This is a genomic window from Variovorax sp. GW823-FHT02B07 (genome assembly GCF_058797695.1).
This window is the reverse complement of the sequence record NZ_JBXAJX010000003.1, coordinates 31593-47847: the sequence shown is the minus strand read 5'-3', so window position 1 is coordinate 47847 and position 16255 is coordinate 31593. Positions and strand designations below refer to the sequence as shown.

General features: G+C 65.3%; 15 protein-coding genes. 6 read left to right on the top strand and 9 right to left on the bottom strand.

Annotated features, from left to right (window positions below; genetic code table 11):
* Window position 1: 1 nt before the first annotated feature.
* From AC1RGU_RS18000 to AC1RGU_RS17975, 6 genes are all read right to left on the bottom strand, one after another.
* Complete coding sequence (locus tag AC1RGU_RS18000; protein ID WP_062479704.1) at window positions 2-322, bottom strand: FAD assembly factor SdhE; 321 nt, start codon at window positions 320-322, stop codon at window positions 2-4.
* A 24-nt stretch (window positions 323-346) separates the two neighbouring features.
* On the bottom strand, window positions 347-1048 hold the full coding sequence (locus tag AC1RGU_RS17995) for a succinate dehydrogenase iron-sulfur subunit (protein ID WP_062479706.1): 702 nt from the start codon (window positions 1046-1048) through the stop codon (window positions 347-349).
* 22 nt (window positions 1049-1070) lie between these two features.
* Window positions 1071-2879 carry a succinate dehydrogenase flavoprotein subunit gene (sdhA, locus tag AC1RGU_RS17990; RefSeq protein WP_095949551.1) on the bottom strand — a complete coding sequence of 603 codons (1809 nt, stop codon included), beginning with the start codon at window positions 2877-2879 and terminating at the stop codon, window positions 1071-1073.
* A gap of 6 nt (window positions 2880-2885) precedes the next feature.
* On the bottom strand, window positions 2886-3251 hold the full coding sequence (gene sdhD, locus AC1RGU_RS17985) for a succinate dehydrogenase, hydrophobic membrane anchor protein (protein ID WP_159273216.1): 366 nt from the start codon (window positions 3249-3251) through the stop codon (window positions 2886-2888).
* Window positions 3252-3264: 13 nt separating this feature from the next.
* The gene (sdhC, locus tag AC1RGU_RS17980) at window positions 3265-3711 is read right to left on the bottom strand and encodes a succinate dehydrogenase, cytochrome b556 subunit (RefSeq protein WP_492697152.1); all 447 of its coding nucleotides are present in this window, start codon (window positions 3709-3711) and stop codon (window positions 3265-3267) included.
* Between the two features lie 234 nt (window positions 3712-3945).
* On the bottom strand, window positions 3946-4704 hold the full coding sequence (locus AC1RGU_RS17975; protein WP_070062271.1) for a GntR family transcriptional regulator: 759 nt from the start codon (window positions 4702-4704) through the stop codon (window positions 3946-3948).
* A 181-nt stretch (window positions 4705-4885) separates the two neighbouring features.
* Here AC1RGU_RS17975 and AC1RGU_RS17970 point away from each other — a divergent pair, with 181 nt between their 5' ends.
* The 5 genes from AC1RGU_RS17970 (at window position 4886) to AC1RGU_RS17950 (ending at window position 10952) form a co-directional block, all read left to right on the top strand.
* Window positions 4886-5872, top strand: coding sequence for a malate dehydrogenase (locus AC1RGU_RS17970; protein WP_042578072.1), 987 nt, complete (start codon window positions 4886-4888; stop codon window positions 5870-5872).
* An 18-nt stretch (window positions 5873-5890) separates the two neighbouring features.
* Complete coding sequence (gene tam, locus AC1RGU_RS17965) at window positions 5891-6679, top strand: trans-aconitate 2-methyltransferase (protein WP_062479714.1); 789 nt, start codon at window positions 5891-5893, stop codon at window positions 6677-6679.
* Complete coding sequence (locus AC1RGU_RS17960) at window positions 6676-7692, top strand: HpcH/HpaI aldolase/citrate lyase family protein (RefSeq protein ID WP_492697149.1); 1017 nt, start codon at window positions 6676-6678, stop codon at window positions 7690-7692. The genes tam and AC1RGU_RS17960 overlap by 4 nt, the downstream gene beginning before the upstream one ends.
* A 23-nt stretch (window positions 7693-7715) precedes the next feature.
* The gene (locus AC1RGU_RS17955) at window positions 7716-8273 is read left to right on the top strand and encodes a hypothetical protein (RefSeq protein ID WP_062479718.1); all 558 of its coding nucleotides are present in this window, start codon (window positions 7716-7718) and stop codon (window positions 8271-8273) included.
* 93 nt (window positions 8274-8366) lie between these two features.
* Entirely contained in the window at window positions 8367-10952 is a 2586-nt protein-coding gene (locus AC1RGU_RS17950; RefSeq protein ID WP_307586708.1) for a bifunctional aconitate hydratase 2/2-methylisocitrate dehydratase, read from the top strand.
* A gap of 99 nt (window positions 10953-11051) precedes the next feature.
* On the opposite strand, the gene AC1RGU_RS17945 is transcribed toward AC1RGU_RS17950, so the two are convergent.
* The 3 genes from AC1RGU_RS17945 to AC1RGU_RS17935 are packed head-to-tail and all read right to left on the bottom strand — an operon-like array spanning window position 11052 to window position 13511.
* Entirely contained in the window at window positions 11052-11912 is an 861-nt protein-coding gene (locus tag AC1RGU_RS17945; RefSeq protein WP_492697147.1) for a hypothetical protein, read from the bottom strand.
* A gap of 19 nt (window positions 11913-11931) precedes the next feature.
* On the bottom strand, window positions 11932-13074 hold the full coding sequence (locus AC1RGU_RS17940) for a DUF2827 domain-containing protein (RefSeq protein ID WP_492697145.1): 1143 nt from the start codon (window positions 13072-13074) through the stop codon (window positions 11932-11934).
* Window positions 13071-13511, bottom strand: coding sequence for a DUF4019 domain-containing protein (locus AC1RGU_RS17935; RefSeq protein WP_492697143.1), 441 nt, complete (start codon window positions 13509-13511; stop codon window positions 13071-13073). Before AC1RGU_RS17935 ends, AC1RGU_RS17940 begins: the two co-directional genes overlap by 4 nt.
* A 317-nt stretch (window positions 13512-13828) precedes the next feature.
* On the opposite strand from AC1RGU_RS17935, the gene AC1RGU_RS17930 reads away from it, so the two are divergent.
* On the top strand, window positions 13829-16255 hold a 2427-nt coding region (locus AC1RGU_RS17930), incomplete at its 3' end, for an ESPR-type extended signal peptide-containing protein (protein WP_492740804.1).

Here is a 16255-nt window from a genome sequence, read left to right as displayed (position 1 = left end):
TTCAGGACGAAGGAGAAAAAATGGCGGGACGCTGAGCGCCGTCGGTACGCATCAGCTGCAGCAATGCGACCACCTCGGCCCCGGCCCATGCGGGCTCGGGCTCCTTTCTGCACAGCAGCAGGTCGAGGAGGTCGTTGTCCGACAGGTCCATCAATGTCTCCATCGCTCCCGCTTGACCGACGGTCATGTGGGATTCGTGCCGCTCGAAGAAGCGGGCGATGAACAGGTCGTTCTCCAGCAGGCCGCGCCGGCAACGCCACTTGAGCTTGCTCAGCGCACGTTCGCCGAGCAGCGTATCGGGGGCGTTGGCGGGGGTCGACATAAGTAAGGCTTCTCGGAAAAACCGTCAGATGGCGCGACGCACCATCAGTTCCTTGATCTTGCCGATGGCCTTGGTCGGGTTCAGGCTCTTCGGGCACACGTCGACGCAGTTCATGATCGTGTGGCAGCGGAACAGGCGGTACGGGTCTTCCAGGTTGTCCAGGCGCTCGGCGGTGGCTTCGTCGCGGCTGTCGGCGATGAAGCGGTAGGCCTGCAGCAGGCCGGCCGGGCCGACGAACTTGTCGGGGTTCCACCAGAAGCTCGGGCAGCTCGTGGAGCAGCTCGCGCACAGGATGCACTCGTACAGGCCGTCGAGCTCTTCACGCTCTTCGGGCGACTGCAGGCGCTCCTTCTCGGGCGGCACGGTGTCGTTCTGCAGGTACGGCTTGATCGAGTTGTACTGCTTGAAGAACTGGGTCATGTCGACGATCAGGTCGCGGATGACGGGCAGGCCCGGCAGCGGCTTGAGCACGACGGTGCCCTTGAGCGTGTTCATGTTGGTCAGGCAGGCCAGACCGTTCTTGCCGTTGATGTTCATCGCGTCGGAGCCGCAGACGCCTTCGCGGCACGAGCGGCGGAACGACAGCGTGGGATCCTGCGCCTTGAGCTTCATCAGGGCGTCCAGCAGCATGCGTTCGTGGCCGTCGAGTTCGACCTCGACCGTCTGCATGTAGGGCTTGGCGTCCTTGTCCGGGTCGTAGCGGTAGATCTGGAATGTGCGCTTCATCGTATGGACCTTGTAAATATTCTTAGAACGTGCGGACCTTGGGCGGCACGGATGCCACCGTCAGCGGCTGCAGCTTGACGGGCTTGTACGAGAGGCGGTTGTCCGCGCTGTACCAGAGCGTGTGCTTCATCCAGTTGGCGTCGTCGCGGCCCAGCGGTGCGACCGGGTCGTCCGCGGGACGCTCGTAGTCTTCCACCGTGTGGGCGCCGCGGCATTCCTTGCGGGCGGCGGCCGAGACCATGGTGGCCTGCGCCACTTCGATCAGGTTGTCGACTTCCAGCGCTTCGATGCGGGCGGTGTTGAACACCTTGGACTTGTCCTTCAGGCCGATCGACTTGACGCGCTCGCGCACGGCGGCGATCTTGACCACGCCTTCGTCCATCGAGGCCTGCTTGCGGAACACGGCGGCATGCTGCTGCATGACGGCGCGGATCTCGCCGGCCACGTCCTGCGCGTACTCGCCGCCGGTGGAGGCTTCGAGCTCGTTCAGGCGCTGCAGGGTGCGGTCGGCCGCATCCTTGGGCAGTTCCTTGTGTTCCTTGAGCTTGTCGTTGAACTCGACGATGTGGTTGCCGGCCGCGCGGCCGAACACCAGCAGGTCGAGCAGCGAGTTGGTGCCCAGGCGGTTGGCGCCGTGCACGCTCACGCAGGAGCATTCGCCCACGGCGTACAGGCCGTTGACCACGGCGCTGTTGTCTTCACCCTTCTGGATGACGACCTGGCCGTTGATGTTCGTCGGGATGCCGCCCATCTGGTAGTGGATGGTGGGCACCACGGGAATCGGTTCCTTGGTGACGTCGACGTTGGCGAAGTTGATGCCGATCTCGTAGACCGACGGCAGCCGCTTGTGGATGGTGTCGGCGCCCAGGTGATCCAGCTTCATGTGGATGTAGTCCTTGTTGGGACCACAGCCACGGCCTTCCTTGATTTCCTGGTCCATCGAGCGCGAGACGAAGTCGCGCGGTGCCAGGTCCTTCAGGGTGGGCGCATAGCGCTCCATGAAGCGTTCGCCGTTGCTGTTCAGCAGGATGGCGCCTTCGCCGCGGCAGCCTTCGGTCAGCAGCACGCCCGCGCCGGCCACGCCGGTGGGGTGGAACTGCCAGAACTCCATGTCCTGCAGCGGGATGCCCGAGCGCGCGGCCATGCCCAGGCCGTCGCCGGTGTTGATGAACGCGTTGGTGGACGCACCGAAGATGCGGCCTGCGCCGCCGGTGGCCAGCAGCACGGTCTTGGCCTGCAGGATGTGCAGGTCGCCGGTTTCCATTTCGAGGGCCGTGACGCCGACCACGTCGCCTTCGTTGTCGCGGATGAGGTCCAGCGCCATCCATTCGACGAAGAACTGGGTGCGGGCTTCGACGTTCTTCTGGTAGAGCGTGTGCAGCATTGCGTGGCCGGTGCGGTCGGCCGCGGCGCAGGCGCGCTGCACGGCCTTCTCGCCGTAGTTGGCCGTGTGGCCGCCGAACGGACGCTGGTAGATCGTGCCGTCGGGGTTGCGGTCGAACGGCATGCCGAAGTGTTCGAGCTCGTACACGACCTTCGGTGCTTCACGGCACATGAACTCGATCGCGTCCTGGTCGCCGAGCCAGTCGGAACCCTTGATCGTGTCGTAGAAGTGGTAGTGCCAGTTGTCCTCGCTCATGTTGCCGAGCGAGGCGCCCACGCCGCCCTGGGCAGCGACGGTGTGCGAACGGGTCGGGAACACCTTGGAGAGCACGGCCACGTTGAGGCCGGCACGGGCGAGTTGCAGCGAGGCGCGCATGCCGGAGCCGCCGGCACCGACGATCACGACGTCGAACTTGCGCTTGGTGATGTTTTCTTTTGTGTAGGTCATGGTGGGTCAGATCTTCCAAAGCACTTGAATGGCCCAACCCGCACAACCGACAAGCCAGACGATGGTGAAAACTTGCAGCACGAGACGGATGGCGACAGGCTGGACGTAGTCCATCCACACGTCGCGCATGCCGACCCACACGTGATAGAGCAGGGCAACGATCACGGAGAAGGTCAGGACCTTCATCCACTGTGCGGCGAAGATGCCGGCCCACAGGTCGTAACCGATGGGGCCGCGCGAGAAGACCAACTGCGCGAGCAGGATGATCGTGAACAGCGCCATCAGGGCGCCGGTGATGCGTTGGCTGAGCCAGTCGCGCAGACCGTAGTGCGCGCCGACGACGATGCGCTTGGAGCCGTAATTCACAGACATGGTTGGCTCCTTCTCAGTACAGGCCGAACAGCTTGGCGCCGAGCGCCAACGTGAGGATGATGCTTGCGCCCAGCGTGAACATGGCCGAGCTGTGACCGAACTCCTTGGTCACGGCGGAGTGGCTCACGTCCATCCAGAGGTGACGCAGGCCGGCGATGAAGTGGTGCAGGTAGGCCCAGATGAGCGCCAGTGCGACGAGCTTGAAGAACCATCCCGGAGCGAAGCCGATGCCGATGTTGAAAGCAGACTTGAATTTCGCGAACGAATAGTCAGATGACAGCGAGGTGTCGAACATCCAGATGATGAAGGGCATCAGCAGGAACATCAGCACACCGCTCACGCGGTGCAGGATCGACACGATGCCGGCCGGCGGCAGCCGGTAGGTCGTGAGATCGGTGAAGGCGTTGATGTTCCGGAATTCGCGACGCGGCGGCCGGGGGGGAGTTGCAAGCTCTGTCATAGGGAGATGGCTTTCGTGGCTTTGTGACTTGTTGGCTTGTTCTGAGAGCGAACGCTTTTGTTTCTTCTGCGGAATGCAAACAACGCAAAATTCTATTGCAATGCACCATCGCGCATCGGACGCACAGGAGTCAACGCACTGCGGCAGTCGGATGCTCGGGGCTCGAGGTCGCGTTGCGCGGGCTGAGTGTGCGCGTTTGTGCCCGCGCGGGCGAGGTTCTTCGGCGCCATCGGATCAGCCCAGCTGGTTGCGGTAGTGGTGGGTGTCGGTGCGGTACAGGCCGCGGCGCAGTTCCATCGGCATGTCGTGGTACGTGTGCGCCACGCGCTCCACGCTGAGCAGCGGCATCTGCAGCGGCACGTCGAGCAGCTGCGCCTGTTCGGCATCGGGCAGCACGGCGCGGATCTTTTCTTCGGCGCGCACCATGCGCACGCCGAATTCGGTTTCGAACATCGCGTACATCGGGCCGGGCCAGGCGCGCAGCCGGTCGGCCGTGAGGCCCTTGAAGGGCGCGCCGGGCAGCCAGAGGTCTTCGAGGATGGTCGGCACGCCGCCGTAGGCGAGCACGCGGCGCACCTGCAGCACGGCGTCGCCGGTGCGCAGGCTCAGCGCGCGCGCCACGTCGGCCGAGGCGCGCAGGCGCTTGCAGTCGACGATGGTGCGCTCGGCCGGGCCTTCGGCGCTCGGGCTGCCGGCGTCGGGCACGAGCTTCAGAAAACGGTACTGCACATGCTGTTCGGCATGCGTGGCCACGAAGGTGCCCTTGCCCTGGCGGCGCACCACCAGGTTTTCGGCCGCCAGCTCGTCGATCGCCTTGCGCACCGTGCCCTGGCTCACGCGGTACCGCACGGCCAGGTCCATCTCGCTGGGGATGGGTTCGCCCGGCTTCCACTCGCCGGCCTGCAGGCTCTGCAGGATCAGGGTCTTGATCTGCTGGTAGAGCGGACTGAAGGACGGCGTCGTGGGCTCGTCGAGGGTGGAGGGCGTGTTCATGGCAGCGGTGGGGTGCGCCGTGGCGGACCCCCAGAGGATATCTTATATAAGACATAAGACGGCCTTTGTCGAATCGGCTTAAAATGCGGCCCGGTCCCGCGCCGCGGGAAAGCTTCCCCCCGCTGGACCGCGGCGCCCCACGAGAGCGCTAACCCGTTTCACCACCTTCTGGAGTCTTCCCATGAGCAAAAAGCCTGTCCGCGTTGCCGTTACCGGTGCCGCCGGTCAAATCGGTTACGCCCTGTTGTTCCGTATCGCTTCCGGCGAAATGCTCGGCAAAGACCAGCCGGTCATCCTGCAACTGCTCGAAATCCCCGACGAGAAGGCCCAGAAGGCGCTCAAGGGCGTGATGATGGAGCTCGACGACTGCGCCTTCCCGCTGCTGGCCGGCATGGAAGCCCACGGCGACCCGATGACCGCCTTCAAGGACGCCGACTACGCCCTGCTGGTCGGCTCGCGCCCCCGCGGCCCCGGCATGGAACGTGCCGAGCTGCTGGCCGTCAACGGCGCCATCTTCACGGCACAGGGCAAGGCACTCAACGCTGTCGCTTCGCGCAACGTGAAGGTGCTGGTCGTCGGCAACCCCGCCAACACCAACGCCTACATCGCCATGAAGTCGGCACCGGACCTGCCGCGCAAGAACTTCACCGCCATGCTGCGCCTGGACCACAACCGCGCTGCCAGCCAGATCGCCGCCAAGACCGGCAAGGCCGTGGCCGACATCGAGAAGCTCACCGTCTGGGGCAACCACTCGCCCACGATGTACGCCGACTACCGCTTTGCGACCATCAACGGCGAAAGCGTCGCCAAGATGATCAACGACCAGGAATGGAACGCCAACACCTTCCTGCCGACCGTCGGCAAGCGCGGTGCGGCCATCATCGAAGCACGCGGCCTGTCGTCGGCGGCTTCGGCTGCCAACGCCGCCATCGACCACATGCGCGACTGGGCCCTGGGCACCAACGGCAAGTGGGTCACGATGGGCATCCCGTCGGACGGCCAGTACGGCATTCCGAAGGACGTGATGTTCGGCTTCCCGGTCACCTGCGAAAACGGTGAGTACAAGCTGGTCGAAGGCCTCGAGATCGACGCATTCAGCCAGGAACGCATCAACAAGACGCTCGAAGAGCTCGAAGGCGAACGCGCCGGCGTCGCCCACCTGCTGTAAGTCAAGCAAGCCGCCCGCATGCTCGACTGGAACCCCGCGCTCTACCGTCGCTACGAGGACGAGCGCACCCGGCCCGCACAGGAACTCCTGGCGCGGGTCCCGCTTGCCGAGGCCGCCCGCGTGGTCGACCTCGGATGCGGACCGGGCAATTCCACCGAGCTGCTGGCACATCGGTTCCCGACGGCGCAGGTCACGGGCACCGACAACTCCGAAGCCATGCTGGTCAGCGCGCGCGAGCGCCTGCCGGCGGCGCGCTTCGAGTTGAGCGACATCGCGACCTGGGCGCCGCGTGAAACAGAAGCGCCCGATCTCATTTATGCCAACGCGTCCCTGCAATGGGTGCCGGATCACGAGACGCTGATCCCCCGCCTGTTCGACGCGCTGGCCCCGGGCGGCGTGCTCGCCGTCCAGATGCCCGACAACCGCCAGGAGCCCACGCACCGCCTGATGCGCGCGGTGGCGGCCGAAGCGCCCTGGGCCGAGCCCATCGGCGATGCCGACAAGCTGCGCACCTTGCTGCTGCCGCTCGGCGGCTACTACGACCTCTTGGCCGCGCGTGCGGCCCATGTCGATGTCTGGCACACCATCTACCAGCACCCGATGGCCAACGCCGCGGCCATCGTCGAATGGGTGCGCGGCACGGGCCTGAAGCCTTTTGTCGACCGCCTGCCGCCCGACCTGCAGGCGAGCTACCTCGCCGAATACGAACGCCGGGTGGACGAGGCCTATCCGGTGCGCACCGACGGCAAGCGCCTGCTCGCCTTCCCGCGCATGTTCATCGTGGCGCACAAGAAAAAAGACGCATGACGACGAAGACCGCCGCTGCCCATCCCGCGGACGTGCTGCTCGGCGCACAGGCCGGCGCCGTGACCCTGCCGGTGTGCGACCACTACAGCGGCGTCGAAGCCCGCATGAAGAAGAGCCTCGCGCTCCAGGCCGAGATGGCGCAGGAGTTCGGCGCCTGCGTGTTCGACGTCACCCTCGACTGCGAAGACGGCGCCCCGGTCGGCGGCGAGGCGGAGCATGCCGCGCTCGTCACCGAGCTCGCGCTGGCCGCCCAGCCCGGCATGCGCGTCGGCGTGCGCGTGCACCCGGTCGACCACCCGGCTTTTGCCGGCGACGTGGTCACCATCGCCGGACGCGCCGGCCAGCGGCTGAGCCACCTCATGGTGCCCAAGGTCGAATCCGTGGCCGATGTGTGTCAGGCTGTTGCCGCGCTCGACGCGGCCGATGCCGCCACGTTGCCGCTGCACGTGCTCATCGAATCGCCCCTGGCGGTGCACAACGCCTTCGAAATTGCCGCGCATCCGCGCGTGCAGTCGCTGAGCTTCGGCCTGATGGATTTCGTGTCGGCGCATGCCGGCGCCATTCCCGCCGACGGCATGGGCGCGGCGGGGCAGTTCAGCCACCCGCTGGTCGTGCGTGCCAAGCTGGCGCTGGCCTCGGCGGCACATGCCTACGGCAAGGTGCCTTCGCACTGCGTGGTCACCGAGTTCAACGACACCGATGCGATGCGCCTGGCGGCGCGCAAGGCGGCCACCGAATTCGGCTACACGCGCATGTGGAGCATCCACCCGAACCAGATCCGGCCGATCCTCGAGGCCTTCGCGCCCGACGAGGCGCAGATTCAAATTGCCACAAAAATCATTACAAAAGCCGTAGACGCGGATTGGGCACCGACACAAATTGATGGCACATTGCACGACCGCGCGAGCTACCGCCACTTCTGGCAGGTCCTGACGCGCGCCCACGCAACAGGGCGCGCGTTGCCCTCCGAGGCGAAAGCCTGGTTTGCATCGCGGTCTCCTGAAACCCACTGAATCAGCCTGAAGGAACCCCGCTCATGAAGAAAATTGCACTGATCGCCGCCGTTGCGCTGGCCCTGCCTTTCGCCGCCGTGGCCCAGAACGCCACCGCCACCAAGCCGGCCGCGGCCAAGGCCGAAGCCAAGAAGACCCCGCCGAAGCGCCAGGTGACCCGCAAGGCGGCCAAGGCCGTCGAAGAGGTCACGCCGATCGCCGACGACACCAACATCGTGCTGTCCGAGTCCGACCTGGCCGTGGCGCAACGCGTGTCCATCGGCAAGGCCCAGTGCGAACTCGGCGCCGACGTGACCGTCACGCCCGACGAGAAGAAGCCCGGCTTCTTCACCGTGACCACCAAGGGCCTGAAGTACCGCATGCACCCGGTCGAAAGCCGCACCGGCGCCATCCGCCTCGAAGACCCGCGTGCCGGCGCCATGTGGCTCCAGCTGGGCAACAAGTCGATGCTGATGAATCAGAAGGCCGGCCTGCGCATCGCCGACGAATGCCAGACCGCCGCTCAGGTCGCCTTTGCCGACGAGATGAAGAAGAACCCGCCGAAGGCCCTTTTCGAAGGTGCCGACGCAGCCAAGAAGTAAGAAGAGCACCGAACCCGGGGTGCGGCGCGGCTCTTGCTTGGCCGCTAGAGACCGCAGCGCACGCCCGATAGCCTAGTTTCCGGAGAAAAGAAGATGTTGCAAGCCTACGTTGATCATGTTGCCGAACGCGCCGCGCTCGGTATCCCGCCGCTGCCCCTGAGCGCGAAGCAGACCGCCGAAGCGATCGAGCTCCTGAAGAGCGCGAATGCCAAGGACGGCGCCTTCCTGCTGGACCTGCTCACCTACCGTGTGCCCGCCGGCGTCGACGACGCCGCCAAGGTCAAGGCGAGCTACCTCGCGGCCGTGGCCCACGGCACCGAGAAGAACGCGTTCATCTCGCGCGCCCGCGCGACCGAACTGCTCGGCACCATGCTCGGCGGCTACAACATCAGCCCCATGATCGACCTGCTGGACGACGCCGAAGTCGGCGCCGTGGCAGCCGAGGGCCTGAAGAAGACCCTGCTGATGTTCGACCAGTTCCACGACGTCAAGGAAAAGGCCGACAAGGGCAACGCCCACGCCAAGGGCGTGCTGCAAAGCTGGGCCGATGCCGAGTGGTTCACCAGCCGCCCCGAAGTGCCGCAGAGCATCACCGTCAGCATCTTCAAGGTGGCTGGCGAAATCAACACCGACGACCTGTCGCCCGCTCCTGATGCGACGACGCGTCCCGACATTCCGATGCACGCCCTGGCGATGCACAAGAACGCCCGCCCCGGCATCGTCCCTGAAGAAGACGGCAAGCGCGGCCCGGTGAAGTTCATCGAAGACCTGCGCGCGCGCGGCCACCTCGTGGCCTATGCCGGCGATGTGGTCGGCACGGGTTCGTCGCGCAAGAGCGCCACCAACTCGGTGCTGTGGTTCACCGGCGAAGACATTCCCTTCGTGCCGAACAAGCGCTTCGGCGGCGTCTGCCTCGGCGGCAAGATCGCTCCCATCTTCTACAACACGATGGAAGACTCGGGCGCACTGCCCATCGAGCTCGACGTGACGCAGATGAACATGGGCGACGTGGTCGAACTGCGTCCCTACGAAGGCAAGGCCCTGAAGGACGGCAAGGTCATCGCCGAATTCCAGGTCAAGAGCGACGTGCTGTTCGACGAAGTGCGCGCCGGCGGCCGCATTCCGCTGATCATCGGCCGTGGCCTGACGGCCAAGGCGCGCGAGGCCCTGGGCCTGCCCGTCTCGACGCTGTTCCGCCTGCCGCAAAGCCCGGTCGACACCAAGAAGGGCTTCTCGCTCGCACAGAAGATGGTCGGTCGCGCCTGCGGCCTGCCCGAAGGCCAGGGCGTGCGCCCGGGCACGTACTGCGAACCCAAGATGACCTCGGTCGGCTCGCAGGACACCACCGGCCCGATGACCCGCGACGAACTGAAGGACCTGGCCTGCCTGGGCTTCTCGGCCGACCTCGTCATGCAGTCGTTCTGCCACACGGCGGCGTACCCCAAGAAGGTCGACGTCAAGATGCACCACGAACTGCCCGAGTTCATGGCCAACCGCGGCGGCGTCTCGCTGCGTCCGGGCGACGGCGTGATCCACAGCTGGCTCAACCGCCTGCTGACGCCCGACACCGTGGGCACGGGCGGCGACAGCCACACCCGCTTCCCCATCGGCATCAGCTTCCCCGCGGGCTCCGGCCTCGTGGCCTTTGCGGCCGCCACCGGCGTGATGCCGCTGGACATGCCCGAATCGGTGCTCGTGCGCTTCAAGGGCAAGATGCAGCCCGGCGTCACGCTGCGTGACCTGGTCAACGCGATTCCGCTGTACGCCATCAAGTCGGGCCTGCTGACTGTGGCCAAGCAAGGCAAGAAGAACATCTTCTCGGGCCGCATCCTCGAGATCGAAGGCCTGCCCGACCTGAAGGTGGAGCAAGCCTTCGAACTGAGCGACGCCTCCGCCGAGCGCTCGGCCGCCGGTTGCACGGTGCACCTGAACAAGGAACCGATCCAGGAGTACATCAACAGCAACATCACGCTGATGAAGTGGATGATTGCCGAAGGCTACGCCGACGCCCGCACGCTGGCACGCCGTATCGCCGCGCAGGAAGCCTGGCTCAAGGACCCGCAGCTGCTCAAGGGCGATGCCGACGCCGAGTACGCCGCTGTCATCGAGATCGACCTGGCCGAGATCCACGAGCCCATCGTGGCCTGCCCGAACGACCCGGACGACGTGAAGACGCTGAGCGACGTGGCCGGTGCCACCATCGACGAAGTGTTCATCGGCTCGTGCATGACCAACATCGGCCACTTCCGCGCCGCATCGAAGCTGCTCGAAGGCAAGCGCGACATCCCGGTCAAGCTGTGGATCGCGCCGCCGACCAAGATGGACGCGCAGCAACTTACCGAAGAAGGCCACTACGGCGTGTTCGGCAACGCCGGCGCCCGCACCGAAATGCCGGGCTGCTCGCTGTGCATGGGCAACCAGGCACAGGTGCGCGAAGGCGCGACGGTGATGTCGACCAGCACCCGCAACTTCCCGAACCGCCTGGGCAAGAACACCAACGTGTACCTGGGCTCGGCCGAACTGGCCGCCATCTGCTCGCGCCTGGGTCGCATCCCGACCCGCGAGGAGTACATGGCCGCCACGGGCGTGATCGATGCGTCCAGCGCGCAGATCTACCAGTACCTGAACTTCGACAAGATCGAAGACTACAAGGGCGTGGCGGACACGGTCACGGCCTGAGGGTCGTTGCAGCCGGCGAGCGATCAAATGATCGGTTCGCCGGCCTCATGAAAAAGCCCCGCTTCGGCGGGGCTTTTTCGTGGGCGTTCGCTGCCGGTGTCAGCCCGGCGGCGGATTCGGCTTCAGGTGCTCCTGGCCCTTCAGCACCATCGCCATACCGGCGGGGCCGCCCACCGCGTAGGGCAGCGAGGCCTGCAACGAGTGCGCGAAATCGCCGCGGTACAGCTTGGCGCCCTGGTGGGTCAGGTTCGAGTTGGCGTCGATGTAGATCGACTCGCCCAGCCCCGACCACAACCGGCAGAAGCCGTAGTCTTCCGACAGGTAGCGCCGCGTGACCGGGTCGACCATCACGTCGAAGAAGCGGTAGTGCAGCCCGCGGTCGGCTTCGCCGATGCTGTCGGGCACGTACTGCAGCTCGGGGTAGGCGGTCATGAGCCGCTCGAACACGCCGCGCCGGATTGCCATGAAGCCCGTGGGCGCCTCGGTCATCTTCATGAAGCCGTCGGGCTGCACCTCGAGCTCGATCTGCGATGCGCCTTCTTCGGCCCTGGCATTGACCGTGTAGCGCGTGAACGCGGCCTCGAACTGCTGCTGCGTGGTGCCGGCCGCCACGCCGCCGGCGGGCCAGTCTTCGCGCTTGAGCGGGTACACGCCGGCGGCGATGTCGTAGCCCGACAGCAGCAGGCGGAACGCCGCTTCGGCGGAGAAGCCGATGTCCGCGTCGATCCAGAACAGGTGGGTCCATTCCGTGTTGGCCAGGAACTGGGCCACGCAGTTGTTGCGCGCGCGTGTGACCAGGCTCTCGCCCTGGTGCATCAGCACCTGCACCTTCATGCCGGCACGCTCGGCGCTCACGGTGAAGTTCAGCAATGAGGCCACGTAGTTCTGGAAGAACTTGCCGTCGTGGCTCGGCGTCACGATCACGGGATAGAAGTGCCGGAGTTCGGACGGGTCGAGCATGCGAGGGGGCTCCGTGGGTCTAGCGGGCGGGGCGCTGCATCAGGCCCTGCAGCAGGGTGTCGTAGGTTTGCGTGGCCACTGCGTCGCCGGGCAGGTAGCGCCCGATCAGCGCGCGCTGCCGGTCGCGGTAGGCCTGGGCCTGCGCGTCGTGCCCGTCGACGGCCTCGAGCACGCGGGCGCTGCCCGCGGCCACGTCGTTTTCTGTGTAGTAGTAGCCCAGGTCCGCGCACAGGTGCGCGTTGTGCACCAGCGGATAGCCTTGCCAGCAGGTCTCGAGGTAGAAGTAGTTGAGCGGGTTCTCCCATTGGTGGGAGACCACGATGTCGGTGTTCTGCGCCAGGAACACCGGGGTCTCGTGCCGACCCAGGAAGACCGCCTTATGCTGGCGCACCAGGTCGAGCTGGTTCATCAGCGTGATGAACTCCATGCTGTCCTTGGCCATGCGCTCCACGTTCGTGACCTGCAGCAGCCCGATCGCGTCGGGCCGGGCGCGGTAGGCCAGCTCGGCGATCAGGATGGGGTAGACGCAGAACTTCACCACGTTGATGTTCGGCTCCATCACGCTGAGCCGCCGCGGGCCGCTGCGCGGCTGGTACGCGCCGCCGTCGGGCAGAGCGCGGGCGCGCTCTTGCAGGAACACCGGGCTCCAGACGAAGGGCACGGCGCGCGCCTCGGCGCGGCGCAGCACCTCGAAGTACGGCTGGCTGATGTGGGCCACCTGCGGAACCATCCAGATGTCGTCGTAGCGCTGGTTGATGAACAGGTTGCGGCCCCACAGCGGCTTGCCGAACAGCATCGACTCCATCGCGTGCACGTACTCGAAGCCGCAGCAGTACGACACCAGCCGCGCGCCGCGGCGCTTCAGGTGGTCGGTCTGGTCGCCGTCGATCTGGCCGCCCAGCTCGATCAGCACGTCCACGCTGTCCTTGGCCGCCTCGAAGGTCACGGTCGGCCAGCGGGCCTGGTCCCAGGGCAGGGCGGGGGTGATGGGCGTGGCGGTGGTGTTGACCAGCACCACCGAGGCGACGCTGGGGCAGTGCTTCAGCGCCTCCGCCAGGAACACGGCGTTCTGCTTGATGCCGTTGTTCCAGAGGGTCTCGGCCTCGTGGTGGAGGCCGATCGTGATGCCGATGCGCAGGCCGGCACCCGAGGCGGTGGTCATTGGTTTTCGCGGGGGACGTAGCCGGTCAGCCGCCAGCCTTGGGGTTCGAGGCGGAAGCTGACTTTTTCGAAGACCGTCTTGTCGTTGGTCAGGCGGGTGGCGAAGTCGACGTTGGCGTACAGGCCTGCTGGGATGCCGGTGCTGTCGTCCAGGTAGCGGATGCGGGTCACGCTGGCCCAGTCGCGGCGGGCCACGACGCCCACGGTCTGGCGCGAGCGTTGCGTGTTGGCAACGAATTCGGCCTTGGGAAAGCGAGTCTTCACAAACGCCGACGCGGTGTCCCAGATCTCTCCTGCCCGGTTTTCGTCGATCTGCTTGAGGCTGCTGAGGCCCGCCTGGATGAGTTCGTCAGCGGAACTGCCGTCCTGCGCCAGGGCGCAGGAACCGGCCAGGGCCAGCGTGCATGCGGCCAGGAAACGGGGGAGAAACGGCTTCATTGGGCACCTTTTGTGAGGAAAACCGCTGTGACAGACAGCGGCGGCGATTCTAGGCGGGGCGTTCGGATCGACGTTCCACAGCGACATCGCCGCGCCCGGATTTGTCGCCAATCGTGAAAGTTTGTGAACTAAATCATCATTTCACGGTTTCCGGTAGACCGAAATGGCTGCAAATGTAAACGGCTGCGTACATTACCGCGTCCATTGTGAACGTCAGGGTAACTACGACCCTGGCTGGGGCGACGAACCGCGGGCGGTCGTTGCCTTCCTCCGCCGTTGATACCGCGCCCGCCCTCTGCGAACCGAGCTCGAAGAATATGAACAAGTCTTACCGAAGTATCTGGAATGAAGCCCTGGGGGCCTGGGTTGCGGCGTCTGAAATCACTTCGGCGCGGGGGAAGAAGAGCAAGTCGCGGGTGGCTGCGGTTGTAGCAGTTGCCGTGGTTTCAGCTGCAGCCGGTTTGAGTGGTGTGGCGCGTGCCAGCTACATAGGCTCTAGCTCAACGGTCGGTTCGGCTTCTACCACTGGCATCGCGATTGGCGCCGGTACGACGACGGCCAAGGGGCTCGCAAATGCACAGGGTGCTAACGCACTCGCCATCGGTTTCAATGCCAATGCCCAGGGAGACAACACGGTCGCATTGGGCAACGCGGCCAGTGCTAGCGGCAGTGCTTCAGTCGCGATTGGCCAAAACACAGCTGTATCTGGCACGGCAGACATCGCCATCGGCCTCAAGGCGCGCACTACCGGCAGCAGTGGCTACAGCCTTGCGATTGGTCATGACGCCGCGGCAACCGCGGCGGGAGGGAGTGCGACTGCGATCGGTTCTGGGGCTAAAGCAACGGGGGGCGCTGGTGCATTCGCGCTTGGCAACGATGCAAATGCCGATGGTGTGTCGTCGGTTGCCATCGGCGGTGGAAACGGAACTGGCGGTGGTGGCTCCGTGGCCTCGGGTGATCAGGCTGTGGCCATTGGCCGGTATACCAACGCTGGCGGCACAAACAGCGTGGCAATTGGTGGCGGCTCGACCGCGGGTGGTGGTGCAGCAAGCGCTGGTCAAAACGCTGTAGCGATTGGGGTGGGGGCCACGGCGGGTACTGACAACAGCGTTGCTTTGGGCAGCAACAGTGCGACCGCCGTGGCGGTCGCAGTTTCCAGCGCGACGGTTAATGGGGTGGTGCTCAGTGGATTTGCCGGCACCGCGCCGGTCGGCGTGGTGAGCGTTGGTTCTGGCGGGAAGGAACGTCAGATCACCAACGTGGCTGCGGGCCAGGTGACCTCGACTTCGACCGATGCGATTAATGGCAGCCAGTTGTTCTCCGTCGCCAGCGCAGTGGGGTCGTTGTCGACCTCGACCTCTACGGGGTTGAGCACTGCCACCAGCGGTATTTCGAGCCTTTCGACTGGCCTAAGCACGACCACGAGCAGCATCTCTAGCCTTTCCACCGGCCTGAGCACTACGAACAGCAACGTCGCCAGCCTGTCGACATCCACATCGTCGGGCCTGAGCACGGCGAGCAGTCGCATCAACAGCCTGTCGACGTCGACGTCGTCGGGACTGAGCACGGCCACGAGCAGCATCTCGAGCCTGTCGACTGGCCTGAGCACCACGAACAGCAACGTCGGCAGCTTGTCGACTTCGACTTCGTCCGGTTTGAGCACGGCCACCAGCGGCATCTCCAGCCTGTCGACTGGCCTGAGCACCACGAACAGCAACGTCAGTAGCCTGTCGACTTCTACGTCGTCCGGGCTGAGCACCAGCAGCAGCCGCATCGACAGCCTTTCGACATCGACGTCGAGCGGTCTGAGCACGGCGACCAGTGGCATCTCGAGTCTGTCGACGGGCCTGAGCACGACGAACAGCAACGTCAGCAGCCTGTCGACCTCCACGTCGTCGGGTCTGAGCACCGCAACCAGTGGCATCTCCAGTCTGTCGACTGGCCTCAGCACAACGAACAGCAACGTCGGCAGCCTCTCGACTTCGACGTCGTCGGGTCTGAGCACGACCAACAGCCGCATCGACAGCCTCTCGACGTCCACGTCGTCTGGCCTGAGCACCGCTACCAGTGGCATCTCCAGCCTCTCCACGGGGTTGAGCACAACGAACAGCAACGTCAGCAGCCTGTCGACCTCGACGTCGAGCGGGCTGAGCACGGCGACCAGCGGCATCTCCAGCCTGTCGACTGGCCTGAGCACAACGAACAGCAATGTCAGCAGCCTTTCGACTTCGACGTCGAGCGGGCTGAGCACGGCGACCAGCGGAATCTCCAGCCTGTCGACTGGCCTGAGTACCACGAACAGCAACGTCAGTAGCCTGTCGACATCGACGTCGTCTGGCTTGAGCACGGCCACGAGCGGCATCTCGAGCCTGTCCACAGGTCTGAGCACGACGAACAGCAACGTCAGCAGCTTGTCGACCTCCACGTCGTCCGGGCTGAGCACCAGCAGCAGCCGCATCGATAGCCTTTCGACATCGACGTCGAGTGGTCTGAGCACGGCGACCAGTGGCATCTCGAGTCTGTCGACTGGCCTGAGCACAACGAACAGCAATGTCGGCAGCCTGTCGACCTCCACGTCATCGGGTCTGAGCACGACCAACAGCCGCATCGACAGCCTCTCGACGTCCACGTCGTCTGGTCTGAGCACTGCTACCAGCGGTATCTCCAGCCTGTCCACAGGTCTGAGCACGACGAACAGCAACGTCAGCAGCTTGTCGACCTCCACGTCGTCCGGGCTGAGCACC

Coding starts and splice junctions, on each gene's coding strand:
- AC1RGU_RS17995 (WP_062479706.1), bottom strand. CDS start 1,048: ATGAAGCGCACATTCCAGATCTACCGCTACGACCCGGACAAGGACGCC.
- sdhD (WP_159273216.1), bottom strand. CDS start 3,251: ATGTCTGTGAATTACGGCTCCAAGCGCATCGTCGTCGGCGCGCACTAC.
- sdhC (WP_492697152.1), bottom strand. CDS start 3,711: ATGACAGAGCTTGCAACTCCCCCCCGGCCGCCGCGTCGCGAATTCCGG.
- AC1RGU_RS17955 (WP_062479718.1), top strand. CDS start 7,716: ATGAAGAAAATTGCACTGATCGCCGCCGTTGCGCTGGCCCTGCCTTTC.
- AC1RGU_RS17935 (WP_492697143.1), bottom strand. CDS start 13,511: ATGAAGCCGTTTCTCCCCCGTTTCCTGGCCGCATGCACGCTGGCCCTG.
- AC1RGU_RS17940 (WP_492697145.1), bottom strand. CDS start 13,074: ATGACCACCGCCTCGGGTGCCGGCCTGCGCATCGGCATCACGATCGGC.
- AC1RGU_RS18000 (WP_062479704.1), bottom strand. CDS start 322: ATGTCGACCCCCGCCAACGCCCCCGATACGCTGCTCGGCGAACGTGCG.
- tam (WP_062479714.1), top strand. CDS start 5,891: ATGCTCGACTGGAACCCCGCGCTCTACCGTCGCTACGAGGACGAGCGC.
- AC1RGU_RS17970 (WP_042578072.1), top strand. CDS start 4,886: ATGAGCAAAAAGCCTGTCCGCGTTGCCGTTACCGGTGCCGCCGGTCAA.
- AC1RGU_RS17975 (WP_070062271.1), bottom strand. CDS start 4,704: ATGAACACGCCCTCCACCCTCGACGAGCCCACGACGCCGTCCTTCAGT.
- sdhA (WP_095949551.1), bottom strand. CDS start 2,879: ATGACCTACACAAAAGAAAACATCACCAAGCGCAAGTTCGACGTCGTG.
- AC1RGU_RS17950 (WP_307586708.1), top strand. CDS start 8,367: ATGTTGCAAGCCTACGTTGATCATGTTGCCGAACGCGCCGCGCTCGGT.
- AC1RGU_RS17945 (WP_492697147.1), bottom strand. CDS start 11,912: ATGCTCGACCCGTCCGAACTCCGGCACTTCTATCCCGTGATCGTGACG.
- AC1RGU_RS17960 (WP_492697149.1), top strand. CDS start 6,676: ATGACGACGAAGACCGCCGCTGCCCATCCCGCGGACGTGCTGCTCGGC.